Genomic DNA, 25,080 nt, shown 5'->3' with positions numbered 1-25,080 from the left:
CGCGCGGCCCGACGGCATGTCCCTTGCACGGATGCCGTGTTGCCCCTTGGGGGGTGTGCGCGCGACGGTGCCTCGTCGGCGCCTCAGCGTAACGTTGGTGATCTTCGCACGGACATCCGATTGCCGGAACGGGTGGGGAGGCAGGCAAGATGGTGACGTGACCCTTATCGATCAGCTCCCGCAGACCGCCGATCCCGACGCCCTCTACGACGCCTTCGAGTCGTGGGCACAGGAGCGTGGTCTGACCCTCTATCCCCATCAGGAGGAGGCGCTGATCGAGGTGGTGTCGGGGGCGAATGTGATCGTCTCGACGCCCACCGGTTCCGGCAAGAGCATGATCGCGGCCGGTGCGCATTTCGCGGCGCTCGCACGCGACGAGGTCACGTTCTACACGGCACCGATCAAGGCACTGGTCTCCGAGAAGTTCTTCGAGCTGTGCAAGCTCTTCGGGACGGAGAACGTGGGCATGCTGACCGGCGACGCGTCCGTGAACGCGGACGCGCCCGTCATCTGCTGCACCGCCGAGGTCCTGGCCTCCATCGCGCTGCGGGACGGCGCGCAGGCCGACATCGGTCAGGTCGTGATGGACGAGTTCCATTTCTACGCGGAAGGCGACCGCGGCTGGGCCTGGCAGATCCCGCTGCTCGAACTGCCGCAGGCGCAGTTCGTCCTGATGTCGGCGACGCTCGGTGACGTCTCGATGTTCGAGAAGGACCTCACGCGGCGCACCGGCCGGCCCACGTCGGTGGTGCGCTCGGCGACCCGCCCGGTACCGCTGTCGTACGAGTACCGGGTCACGCCTCTCACGGAGACGCTGACGGAGCTGCTGGAGACGAAGCAGGCGCCCGTCTACATCGTGCACTTCACGCAGGCGCAGGCCGTGGAGCGGGCACAGGCGCTGATGAGCATCAACATGTGTACGCGCGCGGAGAAGGACCAGATCGCCGAGCTGATCGGCAGTTTCCGGTTCACCACCAAGTTCGGCCGCAACCTCTCCCGCTACGTCCGGCACGGCATCGGCGTCCACCATGCGGGGATGCTGCCGAAGTACCGCCGTCTCGTCGAAAAGCTCGCTCAGGCGGGACTGTTGAAGGTCATCTGCGGCACCGACACGCTCGGCGTCGGCGTCAACGTGCCGATCCGCACAGTGCTGTTCACCGCCCTCACCAAATACGACGGCAACCGGGTGCGCACGCTGCGCGCGCGGGAGTTCCACCAGATCGCGGGCCGAGCCGGCCGCGCCGGGTTCGACACCGCGGGGTTCGTGGTGGCGCAGGCGCCCGAGCACGTCATCGAGAACGAGAAGGCGCTGGCCAAGGCGGGCGACGACCCGAAGAAGCGCCGCAAGGTGGTGCGCAAGAAGGCACCCGAGGGCTTTGTCGCCTGGTCGGAGAACACCTTCGAGAAGCTGATCGCCTCGGAGCCGGAGCCGCTGACCTCGCGATTCAGGGTGACGCACACGATGCTGCTGTCGGTCATCGCGCGTCCGGGCAACGCGTTCGAGGCGATGCGGCATCTGCTCGAGGACAACCACGAGCCGCGCAGGCAGCAGCTGCGGCACATCCGCCGGGCCATCGCCATCTACCGTTCGCTGCTCGACGGCGGCATCGTCGAGAAGCTCGACCAGCCCGACGCGACGGGCCGCATCGTGCGGCTGACCGTCGACCTGCAGCAGGACTTCGCGCTCAACCAGCCGCTGTCGACGTTCGCCCTCGCCGCGTTCGACCTGCTGGACCAGGAATCGCCGTCGTACGCCCTCGACATGGTCTCGGTCGTGGAGTCCACGCTCGACGACCCGCGGCAGATCCTGCACGCCCAGCAGAACAAGGCGCGTGGCGAGGCGGTGGCGCAGATGAAGGCGGACGGGGTCGAGTACGAGGAGCGCATGGAACGGCTCCAGGACGTCTCCTACCCGAAGCCCCTGGAAGAGCTGCTCCTGCACGCCTACAACACCTACCGCACCAGTCACCCGTGGGTCGGCGACCATCCGCTGTCGCCGAAGTCCGTGGTCCGTGACATGTACGAGCGGGCGCTGTCCTTCACGGAGTTCGTCTCGTTCTACGAGCTGGCCCGCACCGAGGGCATCGTCCTGCGCTACCTCGCGAGCGCGTACAAGGCGCTGGACCACACGGTGCCCGACGATCTCAAGAGCGAGGACCTCGAGGATCTGATCGCCTGGCTCGGTGAGATGGTGCGGCAGGTCGACTCCAGCCTTCTGGACGAGTGGGAGCAGCTCGCCAACCCGGAGGTGATGACCGCCGAGGAGGCCCAGGAGAAGGCCGATCAGGTCAAGCCGGTCACGGCGAACGCGCGGGCCTTCCGTGTTCTCGTCCGCAACGCGATGTTCCGCCGCGTCGAGCTGGCGGCCCTCGACAACGTCGAGGAGCTGGGAGAGATGGACGCGGACTCCGGCTGGGACGCGGACGCCTGGGGCGAGGCGATGGACGCCTACTGGGACGAGTACGAGGATCTCGGCACCGGTCCCGACGCCCGCGGCCCCAGGCTGCTCATGATCGAGGAGGATCCCGAGCACGGTCTGTGGAAGGTACGTCAGACGTTCGCCGACCCGAACGGGGACCACGACTGGGGTATCAGCGCCGAGGTCGATCTGGCCGCTTCGGACACCGAAGGCCGCGCTGTCGTCCGCGTGACGGATGTCGGCCAGCTGTAGACGCCGGAGCGGACGGGCGGTGGTGCCCGTCCGTGCACATGAGAGAGAGTCACGCATGACGAATCCTGCGGAGCGGCTCGTCGACCTGCTCGACCTGGAGCAGATCGAGGTGAACATCTTCCGTGGGCGCAGCCCGGAGGAGTCCCTCCAGCGCGTGTTCGGCGGGCAGGTCGCCGGGCAGGCGCTGGTGGCGGCGGGCCGCACCACGGACGGAGCCCGTCCGGTGCACTCGCTGCACGCGTACTTCCTGCGCCCCGGCCGGCCGGGCGTGCCGATCGTGTACCAGGTCGAACGGGTCCGTGACGGCCGGTCGTTCACCACCCGGCGTGTCACGGCCGTGCAGCAGGGTCGCACGATTTTCAATCTCACCGCCTCCTTTCACAAGCCTGAAGAGGGCGCCTTCGAGCATCAGTTGCCCCCCGCGCGGAAGGTTCCGGATCCGGAGTCGCTGCCGACGGTCGCCGAGGAGGTCAGGGAGCGTCTGGGCGCGCTGCCCGAGTCGCTCGAGCGCATGGCCCGCCGGCAGCCGTTCGACATCCGCTATGTGGACCGGCTGCGCTGGACGCCGGAGGAGGTCGAGGCCGCCGAGCCGCGCAGCGCCGTGTGGATGCGCGCCGTGGGGCCTTTGGGTGACGATCCGCTGGTGCACACGTGCGCACTGACCTACGCCAGCGACATGACGCTTCTGGACGCCGTGCGGCTGCCGGTCGAGCCGCTGTGGGGTCCGCGTGGATTCGACCTGGCCTCGCTGGACCACGCCATGTGGTTCCACCGCCCTTTCCGTGCCGACGAGTGGTTCCTCTACGACCAGGAGTCGCCGATCGCGACCGGTGGGCGCGGCCTGGCGCGGGGCCGCATCTACGACGTCGAGGGGCGCATGCTGGTCTCGGTGGTGCAGGAGGGCCTGTTCCGGCGGCTCGAGAGGTGACCTGGGCGGCAGTCGTGCGCCCGCCGGCCCGGCGCTCCCCCGGGCCTCGGGCCTTCACCCGTGTCGGCCGAGCAGCCTCCTCCACAGGCCGCGGGCCGTTTCGCCCACGACGGGTTCGTCGCCCGTGCCCGGGCGGGGCCGCACATCGTCCGGTGGTTGCCACGGCACGTCTCCCCCGTCGGTCCGACACGATCCACAGGCACTCTCCGTAACTGCTCGAAAGGAACCGTAGCGCGGATCGCGGGTCACCGTTGCCGCCTGTGGACAACTCCGGCGACTGCGTTGTCAGTGCGGGTCAGGGCGGCGTGCGTCCACGCCGAGGTGCTCGCCGACGCGGTTGACCAGCAACGTCATCTCGTACGCCACGAGGCCGATGTCCGCGTCGGCGGCGCTGAGCACGCACAGACAGCTTCCGTCCCCGGCGGCGGTGACGAACAGCACCGCGTCGTCGAACTCGACCATCGTCTGCCGTACTCCGCCGACGCCGAAGTGGCGTCCCGCCCCTTTGGCGAGACTGTGCAGTCCTGACGCCACGGCCGCGAGATGTTCGCCGTCCTCGCGGCGCAGCCCTGTGCTCACCGCGGTGACCAGACCGTCGTCGGACAGCACGAGCGCATGCCGTACGTGGTCCATCCGCTGCGTCAGATCGTCGAGCAGCCAGCCGAGTCCCGCGTTCTGTCCCATGATCTTGTCTCCCCGCTTCTTCGTGGCTCCCCAGTGGCCCCCGCCGCCGAAGAGGCGGCGCCTTCGGCCGGAGGCGGAAGATATGCCTCGCAAGCCTCCACCACCGCCGCGGCGCGAGCAAGGAGGATGGCCTCATGGCACACAACATGACCGATGAGGAATGGCGGGCTTTCGTCTCGCACGGCACGCGCACCGCCAAAGTGTCCACCGTTCGCGCGGACGGCAGTCCGCACGTCGCGCCGGTCTGGTTCATCGTGGACCGTGGCGACATCGTGTTCAACACCGGAAAGGACACGGTCAAGGGACGCAATCTGGCGCGCGACAGCCGTGTCGCCCTGTGCGTCGACGACGAGAGGCCGCCGTTCTCGTTCGTGACCGTCCAGGGCCGCGCCGAGCTCAGTGAGGATCCCGGCGAACTGCTGGATTCGGCCACCCGGATCGGTGGCCGCTACATGGGAGCGGACCGGGCGGAGGAGTTCGGCCGGCGCAACGGCGTTCCGGGCGAACTGGTGGTACGGGTCCGGGTCGACAAAGTGGTGGCCGTCGACGGGCTCGCCGACTGACGGCGGCACCGAGCGCGGCCTGTGACAGCTCGTCCCACAGGAACCAGAACCGGTCCTGCCCCCGGGTGTGCCGAACAGGTAGAGCGACAGGCCGGACCTGATGGTGATGCGGCCGAAGTCCATGGCGACGGTCGTGGTGGTCTTGCGCTCCACGGCGGCCGTGTCGTCCACGAACTGCCCGGCTTCGCTGAGGTGTTCCTCGGTGCGCAGCGGACGGATCTCGCTCACGGCACCGACCAGGGTCGTCTTGCCCACCCCGAACCCGCCGGCGACCAGGATCTTCAGTGTCAGTGCCGCCGACGCGCCGACGGTTTCAGAGTGCTCGGAGTCCATCGATTACGTCTCTCAGGGTCTGCTCGTCCGGCAGCTGCGTGGGCGGAACGGGTCCGCTGACCTCGATGCGGCCCCGTTCCAACAGGCCGCCGAGGAGGACGCGGATCACGCCCACGGGCAGGTCGGTGTCCGCGGCGAGTTCGGCGACGGTCTGCGTCCCGGTGCGGCACAGTTCGAGGATCGACCGGTGTTCCGGTGCGAGGATCGCGCCGTCGGCGCCGTCGGACGCCGCCGCGACGGCCGACACCAGGGCGATCATGTCGAGGTGTGCGCCCTGCGGCCCGGCCGTGGTCCGTCCGCCGGTCATCGCATAAGGGCGGACCAGCGGGCCCGCCTCCTGGCCGAACCATTGGCCGCCCGGCTCCTGCCCGATGCCGTACGGCCCTGTGTCGAATGTGCCGTCGTTCATGGTCACCTCCGTCCCGTCAGCCGACGGCAGGCGGCCGCCCGACGAGCCTGGCCGGGGTGTAGAGGTGTTCGTCCACGCGCTTGACCAGGCGCGCCATCTCGTAGGCGCCGAGTCCGATGTCCGCGGTGCCGGCACTGAGAACAGCCAGGCAGGAACGGTCGCCCGCGGCCGCCACGAACAGGAAGCCGTCGTCCATCTCCACCATGACGGAGAAATGGTCTCGGACGATCGCGCCGGCGTCGAACGTGCGCGCTGAACGTTCCTGCGACGCCCATAGTGCTGAATCGGGAGTTTTCGATCAGGCACATGAGCCGCCGTGCTGCGCAATCATGGGCACATGAGCGACAACCGCACAGACGACCACGCACGCGTACAGGAGTTTTTCGCCGCGCGGGCTTCCGACTGGGACGCGCGCTTCCCCGACGACGGCCCTGCCTTCGACGCTGCCGTCGCCTCGCTGGAGCTGCGGCCCGGCAGCCGGGTGCTCGACGCCGGATGCGGCACCGGGCGGGCGCTGCCCGCCCTGCGCCGGGCCGTGGGCCCCTCGGGTGTGCTCGTCGGGGTCGATCTGACGCCCGAGATGCTCGCGGCCGCCGTACGGGCCGGACGTGGCCGGGAGGGCCAGTTGCTGCTCGCGGACGTCGGTCGTCTGCCACTGCGCACGGAGTCGCTGGACGCGGTGTTCGGGGCGGGGCTGATCTCGCACCTGCCGCGGCCGACGGAGAATCTGCGGGAGCTGGCGCGCGTGGTGCAGCCCGGCGGCCTGCTGGCCCTGTTCCACCCGATCGGCCGGGCCGCGCTGGCCGCACGCCACGGTCGTCAGATCACGCCGGACGACCAGCGAGCCGAGCCCAACCTCCGGCCGCTGCTGGCCGGTTCGGGCTGGGAACTCACCTCGTACACCGACGAGGACACGCGTTTCCTGGCGCTCGCGCGCCGCACGGGCTGAGCGGCGCCGGACGCCTGTCAGACCGCCGGAGCCGACAGGGCCGCGGCGAAGGCGTCCGGGGCATCGAACATGACGTTGTGTCCGGCGCCCGGTACGCGCACCACACGCACTCCCGCGGCCTCCAGGGCGTCCGCACCCGGCAGTTCGCCGCTGAGCTCGCCCTGGAGGTACACACGGTCGACGTCGAGCTCCTCCAGCATCCGCCGCATCGTCGGATCCGTGCCGCGCACGAGACCCGTGGCGCTGCGGTGCAGGGCGAGGGGATCGGCCAGACGCATCGTCGCGGCCCACAGCGGCCCGACTCTCTCCAGCACGCGCGTGTGCCCGCCGCCCGACACATAGGCGGTTTCGTCGAAGTCGGCGATACAGCTGCTGCCCGAGGTTCGGGGCGGATCGGGATCCAGATTGCCTTCCGTGACCACCAGTCGGGCCACGAGGTCGCGGCGCCGGTGAGCCAGCACGATCGCGACGGCGCCTCCCATGCTGTGACCCACGATCTCGGCGCCGCTCACACCCGCGGTGTCCAGCGCCGCCGCCAGCGCTTCGGCGTGCTCCTCCAGCGTGTAGCCGAACTCGGCGGGCCGGTCGCTGATGCCGTGCCCGGGAAGATCCACGAACAGGGAGCGCCGCCCCGCCAGTCCGGGCCGAGCGGCGATGTGCGCGTGGTAGACGGTCGACGCCGCACCGAGGCCATGGACGTACACGCGTGCCGGTTCGGCCCCCGCGGCCTCCGTCCAGCGAATGCAGCTTCCCTGCCCGTCGAACACCGCCTGCCGCATGGCGCCTCCCCTGCCTCGCGTTTCCGTTCACGGAGGACAATACATCGTCGCCGTAGTATTGCGGAAAGGATGTATCACGGGTGCGTCCCCGCGGGCTCGGGTGGACGACAATGGAGCCATGCTGGAGCTCGCGATCCTCGGTTTCCTCCACGACGCACCCCTGCACGGCTATGAGCTGCGCAAGCGCATCACCGCCCTGACCGGTCACGTCCGTCCCGTGGCCGAGAGCACGCTCTATCCGGCGATCAAACGTCTGGAGAAGGCAGGGCTGCTCGCGCGGGAGACGCGACCTGGGGCGGTGGCCGCGCCGCGGCACATGCTGAACCTGACCGAGGACGGCCGCGAGGAGCTGAGGCGCAGGCTGCGCGAGGCCGACCCCGGCGACATCACCGACGAGAACCGCTGGTTCACCGTGCTGGCCTTCCTGCGCCACCTGGACGACCCGGGGGAGCAGGCGGCCGTGCTGCGGCGTCGGCAGACCTTTCTCCAGGAGCCGGCGAGCTTCTTCTACGACGGGGAACGACCGCTGCGCGCCGAGGAACTGGACGACCCGTTCCGCCGCGGCGTCCTCACCATCGCGCGGGCCACCAGCCGCGCGGAACTGAGCTGGTTGCGCACGACACTTGCCGAGCTCGACGCGCGCGGCGCCTGACCCGGCACCGGCCGGCCCGCTCCACCAGGTTCGACACGAGAGCCACACACTGCGCACACCAGTCGGCGACACTCCGTCCACCAGCCGGGCCCGCCGCCGCCGAAGCCATGAATTTCCTGATCAACAGCCCTGTACGACATCCACCATGACTGGCTAAGGTCACGCCGACACCACCACGCAAGGGGAGGCAGGCATGGCCGGGACGGACGACGCGGTCGCCGACGGGGACGACGCGCTGTACGTACTGACGGCGGTGCTGCTGACGCCCGCGAAGTTCCCGAGCGTGCTCGGTGACGACTATCCGGAGGCGTGTGCCACCCTGGGGCTCGCGCCCGTGGCGGACGGATACGGCCTTGTCCTCGGCCAGGACGGCCAAGGCGCCCGGTGGACCGTGGTGGTCGACGACGTGTCGCTCGTGGCCGTGGCCATCGCGTCCTGGGACTGCGGCATGGAGTACGAACTCTCACCGGACGAGAACAGCATGGTCGCCGCGCTGCCCGGCTGGCCGCTGGCGCTCGCCGTGTCCGCGCCCGACGTGCCGGCACCGCACGACCCGGAGCCGGACCCCGAGCTCGACGACATGCCGCCGCTCACCCCTCCGGACACCGAGACGTGGGGCGCGGCGCAGCGGCGCCTGGGAGCGGACGAGATCGCCTTGCAGTGGGCCGCGTGGCGCGACCAGGTCGACGACTCGCAGTTCGCCACAGGGCCGGGCGGCGCGCCGGAGGGGTCCACCGACGCACAGGCCGCCCCGGACGGCACCGCACCGGGTGGCCGCGGTGGACAGCACCAGGGCATACAACGGGTCCTCGCCGAGGCGCGCGCGTACGTGGAGACGCCCCCGCCGCTGGGCCGGGTGCGGTCCGCGTTCGCCTCGGGCGAGGCTCGCACGCTGCGCGCCGACGGCCCCGGCTGGTCGATGGTCGCGCGGACGGACGACATCGCCTTCGTGCTGCTCGACGACGAGCCGGGAGAGGTGCTGCCGGTCGGCCGGGGCGCCGAGCTGCCCGGCCTGCTGGAGGCGCTCGACAAGATGGCCGTGCGGCCGACCGCCTGACCCGCCCGCGCGGGCCCGCCGCGCGCCGACCGGTCGGCTCAGCGCCCCAGTTCCTTGCGGGAGACGCGCCGGAGCCTGCGCCTCTGCGAGGGGTCCAGCATCAGGTACGCCGCGGTGGGCACTCCGAGCACGATGAGCAGGGCGGCCCACCAGGGCAGCCAGATCAGCAGGATGAGTCCGGCCGCCACGCCTCCCGCGGCGATCTTCGCGTTCCTCGACATGTGTGTTGGCCTCCTTCGGGGCGGCTCGCCCTCGGCTGAGTGGTGCGGTCCCGCCTCTGTTGTGAGAAACGGGCTCGCGGCGTCCACGGTTCCTGCCCGCGACCCTGATACGACCCTGATCCCGCGCCCCGGACGACGCCGGGGCACGGGCTTCCCGGCCGGACGCTCGGGCCCTGTGGTCAGATGTCGGCGCGGAGCGGCTCGCCCACTGTGTACAAGTGTCGCAGGGCCTGGCGGTAGGAGTCGACGAGGCCGGTCCGCACGTAGGGGATGCCCAGGTCGCGGCAGTGGGCCCGGACCATCGACTGGGCGAGCCTGAGATGGGGGCGCGGCATGCTGGGGAACAGGTGGTGCTCGATCTGGTAGTTGAGGCCGCCGAGGAACCAGTCGGTGAGCGGGCCGCCCTTGATGTTGCGTGAGGTGAGAACCTGTCGGCGCAGATGGCCCCACTTCTCGCCGTCCGGGTCGGGCATGTCCATCCCCTTGTGGTTGGGGGCGAACGCCAGCCCGAGGTGGAGACCGAACAGCGCCTGGTGCAAGACCGCGAAGACGAGGGCGTGCGCGAGGGGCATGGTGGTGAGCAGCAGCGTCACGTAACCGGCGACATGGGCGACGAGGAACGCCGCCTCCACCGCGCGGTCGCGTCCCGACTGGTGGCGCAGATGCTGGAAGCCGTAGACCTTCAGGGCGATGCCTTCGAGCAGGGTGAGCGGGAAGAACAGCCAGGCCTGGTGGCGGGTGAGCCAGCGGCGCAAGCCGGCCCGCGTGGCGGCCTGACGGCTGGTGAAGACCAGCACGTCGGCGGCGACGTCGGGGTCCTTGTCGATGTGGTTGGGGTTGGCGTGGTGCCGGTTGTGCTTGTCGTTCCACCACGCGTAGCTCATGCCGAGCAGCAGGTTGCCGTGGACGAGCCCGATCAGCCGGCTCGCCGAGCGGTCCCCGGTGATCTGGGCATGGCCCGCGTCATGACCGATGAACGCGGTGCGCGCGCAGAAGACCGCCAGGACGGGCGCGAGGGCGAGCACCCACCACGACCCGCCGGTCAGGGCCATGCCGGTGACCACCGCGGCGAGGCAGAGCGCGTTGACCACGATGGTGCGCGTGTACCAGCCCGTGCGCCGGTCGAGCAGCCCCTGACCCTTCACGGCGCGCAGCAGTGGTGCGAACTCGCTGCGCCTGTCGGGCGGGTCCTGCCGTGTCGCGGGCGCCGATGCGTCTTCGGGGGTGGTGCGAACAGCCGTGGGCATGGCAGGTCTCCGGTCTGTGGTGGCGAGGTCGAAGCGGTCGGCCGGACTGCGGGCCGTCACAAAGAACCTAGGAATCAAGGCCGTTGACCGGCCATGGCGCCACCACCCGACTCCGGCGGGGGCCGGCTCGCCCAGCATGAGGGGGGTTAGCCACACCCTTGAGGGTGTGGTGATCCAGATCACCGGGGAACCGCGCCCGCCCGTCCTGCCGCGGGGTGTACCCTCGGCGCCTCCAAGGTGAGTAGTCAAATTTGAGGAATCCGAGGAAGCTGCCATCTCCGCACACACCGGCCCCGCCCCCACTCCCGACGAGACGGCCCGGCTCGCCCAGTGCCGCGCCGTGTTCACCCCAGCCGATCCCGCCCGCGCGGCGACCGTCTCCTTCTGGCGACACGACGGTGACGAGCCGCCGCTGCCGCGGGCGGGCACCCGCGTCGACCTGCCCTTGGCGCTGCCCGGCGACGAGGGCATCGAGGTGACGACGGTCCCCGCCGCCGCTGTACCGGTGCGCGTCGCGCTGCCGGTGCTGACCCGCGCGCGTGCGGGCTCGGACACCGACGCGACGACGGCGTTCTGGGGCGCGGCCGCGCTGCTCGCCCTGCAACTCGCCGCTCGTGGGCTGCTGTTGCCGGGCCTGAGTCCACACGGGTACGACGCGTGGCGGATGGGGCCGCTCACCGCGCGGGACCAGGAACGGGTGCGGGAACTCGCTGCCGCCATGCCTCCTGAGGCGCACGCGGTCCCCCTGGAGGACGCCACGCCGCCCCGGCTCCACGCTCCGGAGCGCCTCCTGCGGGCGTTTCTCGACGCGGTGGCGGACACCCTGCCCCGCTCCCCCGCCGCCCCGCTCGCCGCCGGCGCACCGGCGTTCGCCGCGCGGCAGGCGCAGCGGGCTCCTCAGCTGCGCGACTGGGCGCAGGACGTGGCGGCCGGGCATGACGCCGGGGTGCGGATCTCACTGCGCGTGGAGCTGCCCGGGCTCGGGGCTGCCGGCGGCGAGGAGGCCGGGATCGGCCAGAGGGCTTTCCGTGCCGTTCTGCAACTGCACGACGTGAGCGATCCGGCCGTGGTGGCGGATGCCGCGGACGTCTGGGAGCGGGCCGGTCTTGCGCACTCCTGGTTCGGCGCCCGGGCCCGGATGGGCGCCCTGGTGGCGCTGCGCCGCGCCGCGCGCGCGTGGGCGCCACTGGAACCGCTGCTCTCGGCGTCGGTGCCGGACGTGCTCGAACTGGCCGACGAGGAGGTCACCGAGCTCCTGTCGACGGGCGGGCGGGCCTTGGCGGCGGCCGGTGTCGAGGTGCACTGGCCACGGGAGGCGGCCCGAGGTCTCACGGCTCTCGCGGAGATCGGCCCGCCGCGAGACGGACGTGACCGGCTCGCCTCGGACGCGTCGCCGTTCCTGTCCACGCAGGCGCTGCTCGCGTTCTCGTGGCGGTTCGCCCTCGGTGACCAGGAGTTGAGCCGCGAGGAACTCGACCGGCTCGCCGAGGCCAAGCGTCCCGTGGTGCGGCTGCGCGATCGCTGGGTGCTCGTCGACCCGCGCGAGGCCCTGCGCGCCCGCGCCCACCGGGACCGCGAGGTCACACCGGTCGACGCGCTCAGCGCCGTTCTGACGGGCGTCGCGGAGGTCGACGGCCGCCGCGTCGAGGTGCGGCCCACGGGCTGGCTGGCCGAGCTGCGAGAGCGCCTCTTGGACCCCGAGGGCATGGAGCCCGTCGGGCAGCCGGCCGCACTCGCCGCCGATCTGCGCGACTACCAGCTGCGCGGTCTGAACTGGCTGGCCCGGATGACCTCGCCCGGCCTGGGCGCCTGCCTTGCCGACGACATGGGCCTCGGCAAGACCATCACGCTCATCGCGCTCCATCTGCACCGGGCGGCCCAGGCGCACACCGCCGGGCCCACGCTCGTGGTCTGCCCGACGTCCCTGCTGGGCAACTGGCAGCGCGAGATCGAGAGATTCGCTCCGGGCACACCTGTGCGCCGCTTTCACGGCGGCGGCCGCCGTCTGGAGGACGTCGCCGACGCCGAGTTCGTGCTCACCACGTACGGGACGATGCGGCTCGACGCCGACCGGCTGTCGTCCGTGTCCTGGGGCCTGGCCGTCGCCGACGAGGCCCAGCACGTCAAGAACCCGCACTCGGCGACCGCCCGGCAGCTGCGCACCATCGGCGCACGCGCGCGCGTGGCGCTCACCGGCACCCCGGTGGAGAACAATCTCTCCGAGCTGTGGGCCGTCCTCGACTGGGCGACGCCCGGACTGCTCGGCAGACTCGGCGCGTTCCGCAGGCGGTACGCGCAGGCCGTCGAGGGCGGTAACGACCCGGCCGCCGCCGCGCGCCTGGCCGAACTGGTGGGGCCGTTCCTGCTGCGGCGCCGCAAGTCGGATCCGGGCATCGCGCCCGAGCTGCCGCCCAAGACGGAGACCGACCGCGCGGTGTCGCTCACGGCGGAACAGACGGGTCTGTACGAGGCCGTGGTGCGCGAGACGCTGGCGGAGATCGCCACGACGGACGGCTTCGAACGCCGCGGCCTGGTGGTCAAGTTGCTGACCGCGCTCAAGCAGGTCTGCAACCATCCGGCGCAGTACCTCAAGGAGGAGCGCCCTCGCGTCGCCGGTCGCTCCGGCAAGCTGGAACTCCTCGACGAACTCCTGGACACGATCCTCGCCGAGGACTCCTCGGCCCTGGTGTTCACCCAGTACGTGCGGATGGCCCGCCTCATCGAACAGCACCTGGCCGGGCGCGGGATCGCCACGCAGTTCCTGCACGGGGGCACCCCGGTCGCCGAGCGCGAGACCATGGTGCGGCGCTTCCAGGACGGTGAAGTGCCGGTGTTCCTGCTCTCCTTGAAGGCGGCGGGCACCGGTCTCAACCTCACGCGCGCGGAGCACGTCATCCACTACGACCGCTGGTGGAACCCCGCCGTGGAGGCGCAGGCGACCGACCGTGCCCATCGCAACGGGCAGACCCGCCCCGTGCAGGTGCACCGTCTGATCGCGGAGGGCACCGTGGAGGACCGGATCGCCGCCATGCTGGCGCGCAAAAGGGAGTTGGCGGACGCGGTCCTCGACTCCGGCGAGGCCGCGCTGACGGAACTGTCCGACGCCGATCTGGCCGACCTTGTCGAACTGCGCGGGGGTGCGTGATGAGCGACATGTACGACGAGGAGCGCGTCTTCGGCGCGCTGCCGGCCGCGCGCGGCGGCCAGCCCTTCACCCGGACGTGGTGGGGTCATGCCTGGCTCAAGGCGCTGGAGGACACGGCTCTCGACAACGCGCAGCTCAAGGCGGGGCGCAGGCTCGCGCGCGCGGGGGCGGTCGGTGCGGTCTCCGTGCGTCCGGGGCGCGTCACGGCCGTCGTGGCCGACCGCGACGGCCTGGCGCACCGCGCCGACGTGCTGCTCGCCCCGCTCGGCGACGACGCCTGGGGCCGCTTTCTGGACATGGCCCGCGAACGGGCCGGGCACATCGCGGCGCTGCTCGACCGGGACATGCCGCCACACCTGGTGGAGGACGCGGCCACGGCCGGGGTGGAGCTGCTGCCGGGCATCGGTGACCTGGAGCCGCGGTGCGACTGCGGGGGCTGGGACCACTGCGCCCACACGGCCGCCCTGAGCTACCAGCTGGCTCGCCTTCTGGACGAGGATCCGTTCGTGCTGCTTCTGCTGCGCGGGCGCGGTGAGCGGGCTCTCGTCGCTCAGCTGCAAGAGCCCGGCGCCACCGACCGGACCGGGGCGGCGCAGGCGCCCGAGCGGCCCGAAGGCGTGGACGCGGCGGAGGCGTACGCGTGCGGGCTCGTGCTGCCCGCGCTGCCCGAACCGCCGACGCCGCCGCCGACGCCAGGGCGGCCGCCGTCGCTGGACACCGCGGCCCCGGCGCCTGCGGGCACCGACGTGGCCGCGCTGGAGTTCCTGGGCGCGCGGGCCGCGGCCGAGGCGCGATCGCTGCTGGTGGACGCGCTGGCGCCGGAGCGTGAACAGCGTTCCGCGCGGGGTGAGTTGACCACGGCGCAGGACGCCGTGCGGCTGGCCGCCGCCGAGCCCGAGGCGCACATCCTGGCGCGGCTGGCGGAGGGTTCGGGCCGCTCGGTGAGGGAGCTGGCCCTGGCGGTGCGCGCCTGGCGGTACGGAGGCGCCGACGCGCTGGCCGCGCTGGAGGAGGAGCATGTGCCGGACCCGGAGGCGGCGGCACGCGCGCGGGCCGCGCTGGACGCCGCGTGGGACCGGGACGAGCGCCCGGTGTTCACGTCCGCCCGCAACCGCTGGACCGTCTTTGGAGCGCCCGCCCAGCTGCGTCTGGGCCCCGACGGGCGCTGGTGGCCGTACCGCGAGGAGGAGGGCCTCTGGACTCCGGCCGGTCCGGGGACGTCGGATCCTGCATCGGCGCTGGCCACAGCGGTGGAGGAGGCCGAGCGGTAGCGCCGCGTCGCCCTGTCGTGCGACCGGCATGGAGTAGTCCGGCGGGACGAACGCCGCGCTACGGGTGATCGTGGGTTTCACCCCCCTCCAACAGGGAGGCACGCTCAACCGGGGGACGACCAGAAGGCGCAGGCTCATGGCGATTTTGTGCAGACCCTCTGTCTCCGTACCGGAACACGTCATCACCATGGAGGAGACGCTCGATCTCGCACGCACCCTCCATGCCGACCACCCTCAGTTGCCTTTGGCGCTGCGACTGATCGAGAACACAGGGGTACGCAAACGGCACATCATCCAGCCCATCGAGGAGACGCTGAAGCATCCGGGTCTCAAGGAGCGCAACGACCTCTACGAGGCGGAGGCGAAGGCCCGGGTGCCGGACGTGGTACGCGGCGCGCTCGACGACGCCGGGCTGCGGCCCGCGGACATCGACGTGATCATCTACGTGTCGTGCACCGGCTTCATGATGCCGTCGCTGACGGCGTGGCTGATCAACGAGATGGGCTTTTCGAGCGACACGCGGCAGATGCCGATCGCCCAGCTCGGCTGCGCGGCGGGCGGCGCGGCCGTGAACCGGGCGCACGACTTCTGTACGGCCTACCCTGAGGCGAACGCCCTGATCGTGGCCTGCGAGTTCTGCTCGCTGTGCTACCAGCCCACCGATCTGGGGGTCGGTTCGCTGCTCTCCAACGGGCTGTTCGGGGACGGCATCGCGGCCGCCGTCGTGCGCGGCCGGGGCGGAACAGGGATCACTCTGGAACGCAACGGCTCCTACCTGATCCCGAAGACCGAGGACTGGATCGCCTACGACGTCCGGCCGACGGGGTTCCACTTCATGCTCGACAAGCGAGTGCCCACGACCATGGAGCCGTTGGCCCCGGCACTGCAGGAACTGGCGGCACTGCACGGATGGGACGCCTCGGACCTGGACTTCTACATCATCCATGCGGGAGGGCCGCGGATCCTGGACGACCTGAGCAAGTTCCTGCGGGTGCCGCCGGACGCGTTCCGGTTCAGCCGGGCGACACTCACCGAGTACGGCAACATCGCCAGTGCCGTCGTGCTCGACGCGCTGCGCCGCCTCTTCGACGAGGGTGGCGCCCGCGACACCGCGCGCGGTCTGCTCGCGGGCTTCGGCCCCGGCATCACCGCGGAGATGTCGCTCGGCCGCTGGATCCGCTCGGACGCCTCCTCAGGGCTCGTGGAGGCCCGCGCATGACAGCGGTGATCCGGTGACCGCGCTCACGCCCGCGGAGGGACTTCTGGTTCCGCCAGGGCAGGGTCGCACGGTCGACACACCCGCTCAGCAGGTGACCTTCAAGGTCACCGGGGACCACTCGCGCATGGCGTCGAGTTTCGAGGTCGTGGTGCCTCCGGGCTTCGACGTGGGCGCGCACGTGCACACCAGGAGCGAGGAGTTGTTCTACGTCCTGGAGGGCGAGTTGGACGTGCTCGCCTTCGAGCCGCGCGTGCGCACCCCGGACAGCTGGCGCTCGTGGCAGTCCGTCTCGGGCAACAAGGTGGTGCGGGCCACTGCCGGGACGGTGATCGTGGTGCCGCCGGGCTGCCCGCACGCCTTCGCCAATCCCACGGGGGACCCGGCGAAGATGTTCTTCCAGGCGTCTCCCCCGCCCGACCATGAGCGCTACTTCGAGGAGCTCCTGGAGATCCTCTCGGCGGGCGGGCGGCCGGACCACGCGGCGATCGAGGAACTGCGCGGCCGCTACGACATCGAGCAGCTCACCCCTCTGCGGCACGGACCGTAGAGATCATCGGCGATCCGCACGGTCGGCGACCGTGCGGATCACGGACCGGCCGGGCCCCGAGCGGCCCGGCCGGCCGCCGTCGTGGTCGGTGCGGTCAGCGGATGGGCAGGCCGGAGAGGGTGCGGGCGATGACCAGGCGCTGGATCTCGCTCGTGCCCTCGAAGATCGTGTAGATCGCCGCGTCGCGGTGCATGCGCTCCACGGGGTACTCACGGGTGAAGCCGTTGCCGCCGAGGATCTGGATGGCCTGGGCGGTGACCTTCTTGGCGGTCTCGCTCGCGAAGAGCTTGGACATCGAGCCCTCGGCGTTCTCGAACTTCTTGCCGGTGGTCGCCATCCAGGAGGCGCGCCACACCAGGAGGCGGGCGGCGTCGATCTGCGTGCGCATGTCGGCCAGCTGGAACGCGACGCCCTGGTTGTCGATGATCGGGCGGCCGAACTGCTCGCGCGTCTTCGCGTACTCCAGTGCCTCCTCGTACGCGGCGCGGGCCGTGCCCACCGCCATGGCGCCGACGGCGGGGCGGGATGCCTCGAAGGTGGCCATGGCGGCGTTCTTGACGCGCTCGCCGCCCTTCTTGGCCTTCTCACGCGCGCGGGCCAGGCGCTCGTCGAGCTTGTCCTTGCCGCCGAGGAGGCAGGAGCCGGGGACGCGCACGTTCTCCAGCACGACCTCGGCGGTGTGCGAGGCACGGATGCCGTGCTTCTTGAACTTCTGCCCCTGGGACAGGCCGGGCGTGTTCGGCGGGACGATGAACGAGGCGTGGCCCTTGGAGCCGAGCTCGGCGTCCACGGACGCGACCACCACGTGGACATTGGCGATGCCGCCGTTGGTCGCCCACGTCTTGGTGCCGTTGAGGACCCACTCGTCCTTGGCCTCGTCGTAGACCGCGCGCGTGCGCATGGAGGCGACGTCGGAGCCCGCGTCCGGCTCCGAGGAGCAGAAGGCGGCCACCTTCACGTCGTTCGCGTCGCCGTACATCTGCGGCACCCAGGTGCCGATCTGCTCCTCGGTACCGTTGGCGAGGACACCGACCGCCGCCAGGCCGGTGCCGACGATGGAGAGCGCGATGCCCGCGTCGCCCCAGAACAGTTCCTCCATCGCCATCGGGATGCCGAGCCCGCTGGGGTCGAAGAACTGCTGCGCGTAGAAGTCGAGCGAGTAGATGCCCAGCTTGGCAGCCTCCTGGATCACCGGCCACGGCGTCTCCTCGCGCTCGTCCCACTCGGCGGCCGCGGGGCGGATCACATCGGCGGCGAAGCCGTGAAGCCAGTCACGTACTTCCTTCTGCTCGTCGTTGAGATCCATCGTGAACTCGGCCATGGCCCCTCCCGGGCTGCGTACACTGCATGTGTTACTTGCGGTAACGAGAGTCTGTTACTCACCAGTAGCCCCTGTCAACCTCCGAGAACGCGTTCGAGGTCCGACCCCCGCCGGGTGCTACCTTTCGCGTGCGCAGAGCCATCACATGGGCGGGGAGAGACACATGGAGACCACACAGCGGACCGATCAGCGCGCGGAACAACGCTCCGCGGCTGAGCAGCGCCGGCGAGAGCTGCTGGAGGCCGCGGACCGTGTGGTGCTCAGGGACGGCCCGGGGGCCTCGATGAACGCCATCGCGGCCGAGGCCGGGATCACCAAGCCCATCCTCTACCGCCACTTCGGCGACAAGGGCGGCCTGTACGCCGCGCTCGCCAAGCGCCACACGGACGCCCTCCTGGCCTCCCTGCGCGCCGCGCTCGACGCGCCCGCCCAGCGGCGCCGGCGTGTCGAGTCGACCCTGGAGACGTATCTCGCGGCGATCGAGGCCCGCCCCCAGGTCTACCGGTTCCTCATGCATCCGGCGGAGGGCTCCCCCGCCGACTCCGGTTTCGACGTCGGGCGGCACTCCGCACCTCTGCTGCGCCGGATGGGCGAGGAACTGGCCGAGGTCATCGAGGAGCGCGTCGACCTCGGCCCCGGCGGCCAGCAGCTCGCGCGGGCATGGGGACACGGAATCGTCGGCATGATGCACGCCGCGGGCGACTGGTGGCTCGGGGAACGCCCCTGCTCGCGGACCGAGTTGGTGCGCGCTCTCGCCGACCTCCTGTGGGGGCGCCTCGCCGATGCCGGGGACCGCGCCGGCGGCCCCGGCTTCTGACCGGGGCGCGCCCCCCGGCACTCAGGCCCTCCCCGGCCGCGCCCAGGGCGCGCGTGCCGCCCGGCGCAGCACCCTGCGGCGGCGCCGGGCGCTGACCCGGTCCACGTAGAGTCCGCCCTCCAGGTGGTCGCACTCGTGCTGCAGGCAGCGGGCGAACCAGCCGGTGCCGTGGACCACCACCGCGGCGCCGGTGACGTCCTGCCCCTCCACGCGCGCGTGGTCGAAGCGGGGCGTGCCCGCCTCCAGGCCGGGCAGCGACAGACAGCCCTCGGGGCCACGGACCACGACACCGTCCGCGTCGACCAGACGCGGATTGACGACGTGGCCGACGTGGCGCACATCGTCGTCGTCCGCACAGTCGTAGACGAAGACCCGCAGCGCCTCGCCGACCTGGTTGGCGGCGAGCCCCACGCCCTGGGCCGCGTACATGGTCGCGAACATGTCCTCCACGAGGCGGGCCAGGGACCGGTCGAACTCCGTGACCGGCGCGCAGGGTTGCCGCAGCACCGGGTCACCGAGCAGAGTCAGGGGCCGTACGCGCCCGGAGGCGCCCGCAATCGTGCCGTGTCGCATGGCCGCAAGGGTACGGTCCGCGGGGCTCGACGCCTCCCCGGCGGTGCCGCGGTTCGGGCTTGTCGGTGGAGGTCGATAGGCTGAGGCCACTGAGCGATGCCGAGGGCAGGCGCGGCGCCGTGAGCAAGGAGGACCCAGGAAGATGGCAGGCAACTCGGAGCCGATGTCTCCGCGGGCCAAACTGGCCGTGACGGCGGGCAAGGCCGCGGCCGCGGTGTCGCGCGCGGCCGGTCGCGGCAGTGGTTCGGTGATCGGCGGCAAGGTCGCGCTCCGGCTCGACCCCGAGCTGCTCGGCCGGCTCGCCCAGCACCTGGACACCGTCCTCGTCTCGGCCACCAACGGGAAGACGACGACGACCCGGCTGATCGCCGAGGCGCTGCGCGCCAGCGGCCCGGTCGTCTCGAACGCGCTGGGGGCCAACATGCCGGCGGGCATCACCTCCGCCCTGGCCGGTGGCTCGGACGCCAAGTTCGGCGTCATCGAGGTCGACGAGAAGTACCTCGCCGGTGTCGCCCGCGACGTCGAGCCCAAGGCCATCGCGCTGCTCAACCTCTCGCGCGACCAGCTCGACCGGGCCGCCGAGACCCGCATGCTCGCCGAGAAGTGGCGCGAGGGCCTGTCCGGCTCCAAGGCCGTGGTGATCGCCAACGCCGACGACCCGCTGGTCGTCTGGGCCGCCTCCTCCTCGCCCAACGTGGTGTGGGTCGCCGCGGGCCAGGAGTGGAAGGACGACGCCTGGTCGTGCCCGTCCTGCGGCGGCGTCATGCAGCGCCCCGGTGACGACTGGTTCTGCGCGGAGTGCGGCTTCCGCCGCCCCACCGCGAGCTGGGCGCTCCAGGGCGACTACGTCCTGGACCCGCACGGATCGGCCTGGCCCATCCACCTCCAGCTGCCCGGCCGCGCCAACAAGGCGAACGCGGCGACGTCGGCCGCCGTCGCCGCCGTCTTCGGCGTGCCACCGCAGGTGGCCCTGGAGCGCATGTACCAGGTGCAGGCCGTCGCGGGGCGCTACGACGTGGTGCAGTTCCACAACCGCGACCTCAGGCTGCTGCTCGCCAAGAACCCGGCCGGCTGGCTGGAGACGTTCACGCTCATCGACCCGCCACCCACCCCGGTGATCCTTTCCGTGAACGCGCGCGGGGCCGACGGCACCGACACCTCCTGGCTGTGGGACGTCGACTACACCCGGCTCGCCGGGCACCCGATCTGCGTGATCGGCGACCGCAAGCTCGACCTGGCCGTCCGCCTCGAGGTCGCGGGCCTGGACTTCCGGGTCTGCGAGACGCTCGACGAGGCGGTCGGGATGTGCCCGCCCGGGCGGATCGAGCTGATCGCCAACTACACCGCGTTCCAGGACGTCCGCCGACGCGTGGGCAACTGAGCCGGCTCATCACGACCGGGAAGAGCCCAGGAAGAGCCCATCGAAGGATCATGAGCATGAGTGACAGCAGCCTGCGTCTCGTGTGGGTCTACCCCGACCTCCTCAGCACCTACGGCGACCAGGGCAACGCCCTGGTGGTCGAGCGACGCGCCCACCAGCGCCGCCTCCAGGTCGAGCGCTACGACGTCCGCAGCGACCAGCCGGTGCCCACGTCCGGCGACATCTACCTGATCGGTGGCGGCGAGGACCGGCCGCAGCGCCTGGCGGCGGAGCGGCTGCGCCGCGACGGCGGCCTGCAGCGCGCGGTGGCCAACGGCGCCATCGTGTTCTCCGTCTGCGCCGGCTACCAGATCCTCGGCCACGAGTTCGTCAACGACCTCGGGGAGCGCGAGCCCGGCCTCGGGCTGCTCGACGTCATCTCCACACGCGGCGAGGGCGAGCGGTGCGTCGGTGACGTACTGGCCGACATCGATCCGCAGTTGGGGCTGCCGCAGCTGACCGGGTTCGAGAACCATCAGGGCGTCACGCACCTCGGCCCGTCCGCGCGCCCGTTCGCCCGCACACGCATCGGGCGGGGCAACGGCACGGGTGACGGCACGGAAGGCGCCTTCAACGAGACGGTGTTCGGTACGTACATGCACGGGCCCGTGCTGGCCCGCAACCCGCAGATCGCTGATCTGCTGCTGAAACTGGCGCTCGACGTGAACGCGTTGCCGCCGGTGGACGACCGCTGGTACGAGGCACTCCGTGAGGAGCGGATCAGCGCCGCGGCGGCCGCGGCTTCGGCGTAGCGTCCGCCCGCGTGTCCCCGTGCAGCCCCCCGCCCCTTCAGGGCGCCTCCGCGCCCATATGAGCGGGGGCGTCCAACCAGCGGACAGGGCTTACGAGCCCCACCCCCGGCGCCGATAAAGTACGAGGTATCCCGCCGGACGACGTGGTCCGGTCATCGGCCCACGTCTGCAAAGGTTCTCCGGGCTTATGCGTATTGGTGTCCTCACCTCCGGCGGCGACTGCCCCGGTCTGAACGCCGTGATCCGTTCGGTCGTGCACCGTGCCGTCGCCGATCACGGCGACGAGGTGATCGGGTTCCACGACGGGTGGAAGGGACTGCTCGAGTGCGACTACCGCAAGCTGGACCTGGACGCGGTCAGCGGCATCCTCGCCCGCGGTGGCACCATGCTCGGCTCCTCGCGGGTGCAGCCCGCGCATCTGCGTGACGGTGTCGAGCGCGCCAAGGGGCACGTCGCGGACCTCGGCCTGGACGCGATCATCCCGATCGGCGGCGAGGGCACGCTGAAGGCGGCACGGCTGCTGTCGGACAGCGGCCTGCCCATCGTGGGCGTGCCGAAGACCATCGACAACGACATCGCCGTCACCGATGTGACCTTCGGCTTCGACACGGCCGTCGGCGTCGCCACCGAGGCGCTCGACCGCCTCAAGACCACCGCCGAGTCCCACCAGCGCGTGCTCATCGTGGAGGTCATGGGCCGGCACACCGGCTGGATCGCGCTCAACTCGGGGATGGCCGCGGGCGCGCACGCGATCGTCGTTCCCGAGCGCCCCTTCGACATCGAGGAACTGGCCGCGAAGGTCGGCGAGCGGTTCGAGGCGGGCAAGAAGTTCGCCATCGTCGTCGCCGCCGAGGGCGCCAAGCCCCGGCCCGGCTCCATGGAGTTCGACGAGGGCGGCAAGGACATCTACGGCCACGAGCGGTTCGCGGGCATCGCCCGGCAGCTCTCCATCGAACTGGAGGAGCGCCTGGGCAAGGAGGCGCGGCCCGTGATCCTCGGCCACGTCCAGCGCGGCGGCACCCCGACCGCGTACGACAGGGTCCTCGCGACCCGGTTCGGGTGGCACGCGGTGGAGGCCGTGCACCGAGGCGAGTTCGGGCGGATGACGGCGCTGCGCGGCACCGACATCGTGATGGTGTCCCTCGCCGAGGCCGTCGAGACGCTCAAGACAGTGCCGTCGGACCGGTACGCCGAGGCGGAGTGCGTGCTCTGACCACCGCGGGCCCAGGCTCCCGGCACCGTACGATTGTGGTTTCTCTTTAAAGGGAACTGCCCCCGGCCGCGGCGACGGCCGGGGGCAGTTCTAGTCTGGTGGCGCACAATCCGTACGAAACGAGCAACAGGAGCCGGCGGATGGACCACAGCGGGCACGGCATGTCCGGCATGCACATGGATCTCCCGCCCTTCACGCTGGGACGCGGCCTCGGCTGGTCGGGGGACCCGTTCTTCCTGGTCGGCAGCCTGCTCGTGCTCGGTCTCTACCTCTGGGGGATCGTGCGCCTGACGCGGCGCGGCGACAAGTGGCCGCTGGGGCGGACGGTGAGCTTCGTCGTCGGCGTCCTCACGGTCGTCCTGACGATGTGCACCAAGCTCAACGACTACGGCATGGTCATGTTCAGCGTGCACATGGTGCAGCACATGATCATCAGCATGCTGTCGCCGATCCTGCTGCTGATGGGCGCACCGGTCACGCTGGCGCTGCGCGCGCTGCCGGTCGCCTCCCAGCGCGGCCGCAAGGGTCCGCGCGAGCTGCTTCTGATGCTGCTGCACAGCCGCTATGTGCGGGTCATCACACACCCCATGTTCACCATCCCGCTGTTCATCGCGAGCCTCTACGGGCTGTACTTCACGCCGCTGTTCGACTTCCTGATGGGCTCGCGGGCCGGGCACATCGCGATGATGGTCCACTTCCTCGCGGTCGGGCTGGCCTTCTTCTGGCCGATCATGGGCGTGGACCCGGGGCCGCACCGCCGGGGCTATGTGATGCGCATGCTGGAGTTGTTCGCGGGCATGCCGTTCCACGCCTTCTTCGGCATCGCGCTGATGATGGCGACCACGACGATGGTCAAGACGTTCAATCACCCAGCCGCGTCCCTCGGCGTCGATCCCCTCTCCGACCAGACGGCGGCGGGCGGCATCGCCTGGGCGTTCAGCGAGGTGCCGTCGGTCCTGGTGCTGCTCGCCCTGCTGGTGCAGTGGAAGAAGTCGGAGGAGCGGCAGGCGCGCCGCAAGGACCGCGCCGCGGACCGCGACGGCGACAAGGAGCTGGCGGCGTACAACGCCTACCTGGCCTCACTGAACTCGCGCGGACAGTAGCGCCACGACCCGATCACGGGTGACTATGGCCTTCTGGCCGCGGCTCGGGCTGTGCACACCGCTGGCGCCGTCCGGGCTGCCGTGAGGAGGGTGTTGTGATGCCCGGTTCCACGAAGACGATGGGCGCCGTCACCATGGGTGGTCTGGTGGCCGTGACGGCGTACACGGTGGCGCTCGGAAGCAACGGCTGGCTCTGGTTCGGCTGGGTGGTGCTCGGTCTGATCACCGTGGGGATGGTGGCGTCCCGTAGCACCTGAGCACCTGAGGCGGGGGAAAGGCGACCGGAATGTTCTACCGACTGCTCAAGTACGTGCTCCTGGGGCCGCTGCTGCGGCTCCTGTTCCGGCCCCGGATCGAGGGGCTCGAGCATGTCCCGGACTCGGGTGCCGCGATCGTCGCCGGCAACCATCTGTCGTTCTCCGATCACTTTCTGATGCCCGCGATCCTCAAGCGGCGCATCACGTTCCTGGCGAAGGCCGAGTACTTCACCGGCCCCGGCCTCAAGGGACGCCTCACGGCTGCGTTCTTCCGCAGCGCGGGCCAGATCCCGGTCGACCGCTCCGGCAAGCAGGCCGGCCAGGCCGCCATCCGTGAGGGCCTTCGCGTGCTCAGCCGCGGTGAGCTCCTCGGTATCTACCCGGAGGGCACCCGCTCGCACGACGGTCGGCTCTACAAGGGCAAGGTCGGCGTCGCCGCGATGGCGCTCAAGGCGCAGGTACCGGTGATCCCGTGCGCGATGATCGGCACGTTCGAGGCGCAGCCGCCGGGACAGGTGATTCCGAACCTGCGCCGCGTCACGATCCGGTTCGGCGAGCCGCTGGACTTCTCGCGCTACGCCGGCCTGGACGGCGAGAAGGCGATCCTGCGGGCGGTCACCGACGAGATCATGTACGCGATCCTCGGCCTGTCCGGGCAGGAGTACGTGGACCGGTACGCGGCGCAGGTCAAGGCGGAGGCCGAGCAGGCGCCGGAGGGCGGGGCCCGGAAGTTCCCGAGGATGCCGCTGAGCTGAGCCGCTCCGCCGACGGCGGATTCCCGCGGTGCCGGGCCGCGGCGAGGCATACCGTCCGGGCATGGGAACAGCTTTGGTGATCGGTGCGGCAGGGCAGATGGGCCGGGCGGCGGTGCCCGCGCTCGCGGCGGACGGTTGGGAGGTGACGGCCGCGTCACGGCGCGCGGGCCGGGACCGCGGCTGGCCCGAGGAGG

Annotated in this window: 25 protein-coding genes and 2 pseudogenes; 18 read left to right on the top strand and 9 right to left on the bottom strand. The window is 71.2% G+C overall.

The genetic code is table 11. From position 1 onward, the window contains the following. The first annotated feature begins 31 nt into the window (after positions 1-31). The gene (locus tag OFY01_RS23230; RefSeq protein ID WP_266602964.1) at positions 32-2,671 is read left to right on the top strand and encodes a DEAD/DEAH box helicase; all 2,640 of its coding nucleotides are present in this window, start codon (positions 32-34) and stop codon (positions 2,669-2,671) included. A 55-nt stretch (positions 2,672-2,726) separates the two neighbouring features. After that, on the top strand, positions 2,727-3,599 hold the full coding sequence (locus OFY01_RS23225; RefSeq protein WP_266602963.1) for an acyl-CoA thioesterase: 873 nt from the start codon (positions 2,727-2,729) through the stop codon (positions 3,597-3,599). Between the two features lie 285 nt (positions 3,600-3,884). On the opposite strand, the gene OFY01_RS23220 is transcribed toward OFY01_RS23225, so the two are convergent. Beyond that, positions 3,885-4,283: a roadblock/LC7 domain-containing protein gene (locus OFY01_RS23220; RefSeq protein ID WP_266602962.1), complete on the bottom strand. Its 399-nt coding sequence runs from the start codon at positions 4,281-4,283 to the stop codon at positions 3,885-3,887. Between the two features lie 134 nt (positions 4,284-4,417). Here OFY01_RS23220 and OFY01_RS23215 point away from each other — a divergent pair, with 134 nt between their 5' ends. After that, on the top strand, positions 4,418-4,846 hold the full coding sequence (locus tag OFY01_RS23215; RefSeq protein WP_266602961.1) for a PPOX class F420-dependent oxidoreductase: 429 nt from the start codon (positions 4,418-4,420) through the stop codon (positions 4,844-4,846). On the opposite strand, the pseudogene OFY01_RS23210 reads toward OFY01_RS23215, so the two are convergent. The 3 genes and pseudogenes from OFY01_RS23210 to OFY01_RS23200 form a co-directional block, all read right to left on the bottom strand. Then, positions 4,827-5,179 (bottom strand): annotated as a pseudogene (locus OFY01_RS23210) (GTP-binding protein); the annotation flags it as partial. The gene OFY01_RS23215 and the pseudogene OFY01_RS23210 sit on opposite strands and share 20 nt — an antisense overlap. Then, positions 5,160-5,588, bottom strand: a complete 429-nt coding sequence (locus OFY01_RS23205; RefSeq protein ID WP_266602960.1) for a DUF742 domain-containing protein — start codon at positions 5,586-5,588, stop codon at positions 5,160-5,162. The gene OFY01_RS23205 and the pseudogene OFY01_RS23210, both read right to left, overlap by 20 nt. 16 nt (positions 5,589-5,604) lie before the next feature. After that, positions 5,605-5,844, bottom strand: a pseudogene (locus OFY01_RS23200) (roadblock/LC7 domain-containing protein); the annotation flags it as partial. Between the two features lie 81 nt (positions 5,845-5,925). Between OFY01_RS23200 and OFY01_RS23195 the strand changes: the two are divergent. Then, positions 5,926-6,537: a class I SAM-dependent methyltransferase gene (locus OFY01_RS23195; RefSeq protein ID WP_266602959.1), complete on the top strand. Its 612-nt coding sequence runs from the start codon at positions 5,926-5,928 to the stop codon at positions 6,535-6,537. A gap of 17 nt (positions 6,538-6,554) precedes the next feature. Here OFY01_RS23195 and OFY01_RS23190 read toward each other — a convergent pair whose 3' ends face one another. After that, a complete protein-coding gene (locus OFY01_RS23190; RefSeq protein ID WP_266602958.1) occupies positions 6,555-7,316 on the bottom strand; it encodes an alpha/beta fold hydrolase in 762 nt (253 codons plus the stop codon). Between the two features lie 118 nt (positions 7,317-7,434). Between OFY01_RS23190 and OFY01_RS23185 the strand changes: the two genes are divergently transcribed. Together OFY01_RS23185 and OFY01_RS23180 are read left to right on the top strand one after the other, a co-directional pair. Beyond that, the gene (locus OFY01_RS23185; protein ID WP_266602957.1) at positions 7,435-7,968 is read left to right on the top strand and encodes a PadR family transcriptional regulator; all 534 of its coding nucleotides are present in this window, start codon (positions 7,435-7,437) and stop codon (positions 7,966-7,968) included. Between the two features lie 193 nt (positions 7,969-8,161). Further along, positions 8,162-9,025: a hypothetical protein gene (locus OFY01_RS23180; RefSeq protein ID WP_266602956.1), complete on the top strand. Its 864-nt coding sequence runs from the start codon at positions 8,162-8,164 to the stop codon at positions 9,023-9,025. 38 nt (positions 9,026-9,063) lie between these two features. Here the strand turns inward: OFY01_RS23180 and OFY01_RS23175 are convergent, their stop codons facing one another. After that, entirely contained in the window at positions 9,064-9,246 is a 183-nt protein-coding gene (locus OFY01_RS23175; RefSeq protein WP_266602955.1) for a hypothetical protein, read from the bottom strand. A gap of 179 nt (positions 9,247-9,425) precedes the next feature. Next, positions 9,426-10,493 carry a fatty acid desaturase family protein gene (locus OFY01_RS23170; RefSeq protein WP_266602954.1) on the bottom strand — a complete coding sequence of 356 codons (1,068 nt, stop codon included), beginning with the start codon at positions 10,491-10,493 and terminating at the stop codon, positions 9,426-9,428. A gap of 340 nt (positions 10,494-10,833) precedes the next feature. On the opposite strand from OFY01_RS23170, the gene OFY01_RS23165 reads away from it, so the two are divergent. The 4 genes from OFY01_RS23165 to OFY01_RS23150 all read left to right on the top strand — a co-directional run bounded on the left by OFY01_RS23165 (position 10,834) and on the right by OFY01_RS23150 (position 16,675). Next, a complete protein-coding gene (locus OFY01_RS23165) occupies positions 10,834-13,638 on the top strand; it encodes a DEAD/DEAH box helicase (RefSeq protein WP_266602953.1) in 2,805 nt (934 codons plus the stop codon). Continuing rightward, the gene (locus tag OFY01_RS23160; protein WP_266602952.1) at positions 13,638-14,909 is read left to right on the top strand and encodes an SWF or SNF family helicase; all 1,272 of its coding nucleotides are present in this window, start codon (positions 13,638-13,640) and stop codon (positions 14,907-14,909) included. The genes OFY01_RS23165 and OFY01_RS23160 overlap by 1 nt, the downstream gene beginning before the upstream one ends. A gap of 136 nt (positions 14,910-15,045) precedes the next feature. After that, positions 15,046-16,128 carry a type III polyketide synthase gene (locus tag OFY01_RS23155; RefSeq protein WP_266602951.1) on the top strand — a complete coding sequence of 361 codons (1,083 nt, stop codon included), beginning with the start codon at positions 15,046-15,048 and terminating at the stop codon, positions 16,126-16,128. Positions 16,129-16,141: 13 nt separating this feature from the next. Continuing rightward, on the top strand, positions 16,142-16,675 hold the full coding sequence (locus tag OFY01_RS23150) for a cupin domain-containing protein (protein WP_266602950.1): 534 nt from the start codon (positions 16,142-16,144) through the stop codon (positions 16,673-16,675). 94 nt (positions 16,676-16,769) lie between these two features. Here OFY01_RS23150 and OFY01_RS23145 read toward each other — a convergent pair whose 3' ends face one another. Then, on the bottom strand, positions 16,770-17,996 hold the full coding sequence (locus OFY01_RS23145; protein WP_266602949.1) for an acyl-CoA dehydrogenase family protein: 1,227 nt from the start codon (positions 17,994-17,996) through the stop codon (positions 16,770-16,772). A gap of 163 nt (positions 17,997-18,159) precedes the next feature. On the opposite strand from OFY01_RS23145, the gene OFY01_RS23140 reads away from it, so the two are divergent. Continuing rightward, positions 18,160-18,813, top strand: a complete 654-nt coding sequence (locus tag OFY01_RS23140; protein ID WP_266602948.1) for a TetR family transcriptional regulator — start codon at positions 18,160-18,162, stop codon at positions 18,811-18,813. A gap of 21 nt (positions 18,814-18,834) precedes the next feature. Here the strand turns inward: OFY01_RS23140 and def are convergent, their stop codons facing one another. Further along, positions 18,835-19,386: a peptide deformylase gene (def, locus tag OFY01_RS23135; protein WP_266602947.1), complete on the bottom strand. Its 552-nt coding sequence runs from the start codon at positions 19,384-19,386 to the stop codon at positions 18,835-18,837. Between the two features lie 142 nt (positions 19,387-19,528). Between def and OFY01_RS23130 the strand changes: the two genes are divergently transcribed. The 7 genes from OFY01_RS23130 to OFY01_RS23100 form a co-directional block, all read left to right on the top strand. Then, a complete protein-coding gene (locus tag OFY01_RS23130; protein ID WP_266602946.1) occupies positions 19,529-20,767 on the top strand; it encodes a Mur ligase family protein in 1,239 nt (412 codons plus the stop codon). Between the two features lie 56 nt (positions 20,768-20,823). Then, positions 20,824-21,558, top strand: coding sequence for a type 1 glutamine amidotransferase (locus OFY01_RS23125; protein WP_266602945.1), 735 nt, complete (start codon positions 20,824-20,826; stop codon positions 21,556-21,558). 187 nt (positions 21,559-21,745) lie between these two features. After that, complete coding sequence (locus OFY01_RS23120) at positions 21,746-22,771, top strand: 6-phosphofructokinase (protein ID WP_266602944.1); 1,026 nt, start codon at positions 21,746-21,748, stop codon at positions 22,769-22,771. A gap of 140 nt (positions 22,772-22,911) precedes the next feature. Further along, positions 22,912-23,874, top strand: a complete 963-nt coding sequence (locus tag OFY01_RS23115; protein ID WP_266602943.1) for a cytochrome c oxidase assembly protein — start codon at positions 22,912-22,914, stop codon at positions 23,872-23,874. Positions 23,875-23,972: 98 nt separating this feature from the next. Next, complete coding sequence (locus OFY01_RS23110; protein ID WP_266602941.1) at positions 23,973-24,131, top strand: hypothetical protein; 159 nt, start codon at positions 23,973-23,975, stop codon at positions 24,129-24,131. 29 nt (positions 24,132-24,160) lie between these two features. Next, a complete protein-coding gene (locus tag OFY01_RS23105; protein WP_266602939.1) occupies positions 24,161-24,886 on the top strand; it encodes a lysophospholipid acyltransferase family protein in 726 nt (241 codons plus the stop codon). A 61-nt stretch (positions 24,887-24,947) separates the two neighbouring features. Beyond that, positions 24,948-25,080: NAD-dependent epimerase/dehydratase family protein (locus tag OFY01_RS23100; protein ID WP_266603044.1), on the top strand; the 133-nt coding region annotated here is incomplete at its 3' end.

It is taken from the genome of Streptomyces beihaiensis, assembly GCF_026274175.1.
Lineage (GTDB): Bacteria > Actinomycetota > Actinomycetes > Streptomycetales > Streptomycetaceae > Streptomyces > Streptomyces beihaiensis.
This window is presented reverse-complemented; position numbering and strand designations above follow the sequence as displayed.

Excerpts from the sequence above, each read along its gene's own strand:
- OFY01_RS23230 (WP_266602964.1), top strand. The coding sequence starts at position 32 with ATGCCGTGTTGCCCCTTGGGGGGTGTGCGCGCGACGGTGCCTCGTCGG.
- OFY01_RS23225 (WP_266602963.1), top strand. The coding sequence starts at position 2,727 with ATGACGAATCCTGCGGAGCGGCTCGTCGACCTGCTCGACCTGGAGCAG.
- OFY01_RS23220 (WP_266602962.1), bottom strand. The coding sequence starts at position 4,283 with ATGGGACAGAACGCGGGACTCGGCTGGCTGCTCGACGATCTGACGCAG.
- OFY01_RS23215 (WP_266602961.1), top strand. The coding sequence starts at position 4,418 with ATGGCACACAACATGACCGATGAGGAATGGCGGGCTTTCGTCTCGCAC.
- OFY01_RS23205 (WP_266602960.1), bottom strand. The coding sequence starts at position 5,588 with ATGAACGACGGCACATTCGACACAGGGCCGTACGGCATCGGGCAGGAG.
- OFY01_RS23195 (WP_266602959.1), top strand. The coding sequence starts at position 5,926 with ATGAGCGACAACCGCACAGACGACCACGCACGCGTACAGGAGTTTTTC.
- OFY01_RS23190 (WP_266602958.1), bottom strand. The coding sequence starts at position 7,316 with ATGCGGCAGGCGGTGTTCGACGGGCAGGGAAGCTGCATTCGCTGGACG.
- OFY01_RS23185 (WP_266602957.1), top strand. The coding sequence starts at position 7,435 with ATGCTGGAGCTCGCGATCCTCGGTTTCCTCCACGACGCACCCCTGCAC.
- OFY01_RS23180 (WP_266602956.1), top strand. The coding sequence starts at position 8,162 with ATGGCCGGGACGGACGACGCGGTCGCCGACGGGGACGACGCGCTGTAC.
- OFY01_RS23175 (WP_266602955.1), bottom strand. The coding sequence starts at position 9,246 with ATGTCGAGGAACGCGAAGATCGCCGCGGGAGGCGTGGCGGCCGGACTC.
- OFY01_RS23170 (WP_266602954.1), bottom strand. The coding sequence starts at position 10,493 with ATGCCCACGGCTGTTCGCACCACCCCCGAAGACGCATCGGCGCCCGCG.
- OFY01_RS23160 (WP_266602952.1), top strand. The coding sequence starts at position 13,638 with ATGAGCGACATGTACGACGAGGAGCGCGTCTTCGGCGCGCTGCCGGCC.
- OFY01_RS23155 (WP_266602951.1), top strand. The coding sequence starts at position 15,046 with ATGGCGATTTTGTGCAGACCCTCTGTCTCCGTACCGGAACACGTCATC.
- OFY01_RS23145 (WP_266602949.1), bottom strand. The coding sequence starts at position 17,996 with ATGGCCGAGTTCACGATGGATCTCAACGACGAGCAGAAGGAAGTACGT.
- OFY01_RS23140 (WP_266602948.1), top strand. The coding sequence starts at position 18,160 with ATGGAGACCACACAGCGGACCGATCAGCGCGCGGAACAACGCTCCGCG.
- def (WP_266602947.1), bottom strand. The coding sequence starts at position 19,386 with ATGCGACACGGCACGATTGCGGGCGCCTCCGGGCGCGTACGGCCCCTG.
- OFY01_RS23130 (WP_266602946.1), top strand. The coding sequence starts at position 19,529 with ATGGCAGGCAACTCGGAGCCGATGTCTCCGCGGGCCAAACTGGCCGTG.
- OFY01_RS23125 (WP_266602945.1), top strand. The coding sequence starts at position 20,824 with ATGAGTGACAGCAGCCTGCGTCTCGTGTGGGTCTACCCCGACCTCCTC.
- OFY01_RS23120 (WP_266602944.1), top strand. The coding sequence starts at position 21,746 with ATGCGTATTGGTGTCCTCACCTCCGGCGGCGACTGCCCCGGTCTGAAC.
- OFY01_RS23115 (WP_266602943.1), top strand. The coding sequence starts at position 22,912 with ATGGACCACAGCGGGCACGGCATGTCCGGCATGCACATGGATCTCCCG.
- OFY01_RS23110 (WP_266602941.1), top strand. The coding sequence starts at position 23,973 with ATGCCCGGTTCCACGAAGACGATGGGCGCCGTCACCATGGGTGGTCTG.
- OFY01_RS23105 (WP_266602939.1), top strand. The coding sequence starts at position 24,161 with ATGTTCTACCGACTGCTCAAGTACGTGCTCCTGGGGCCGCTGCTGCGG.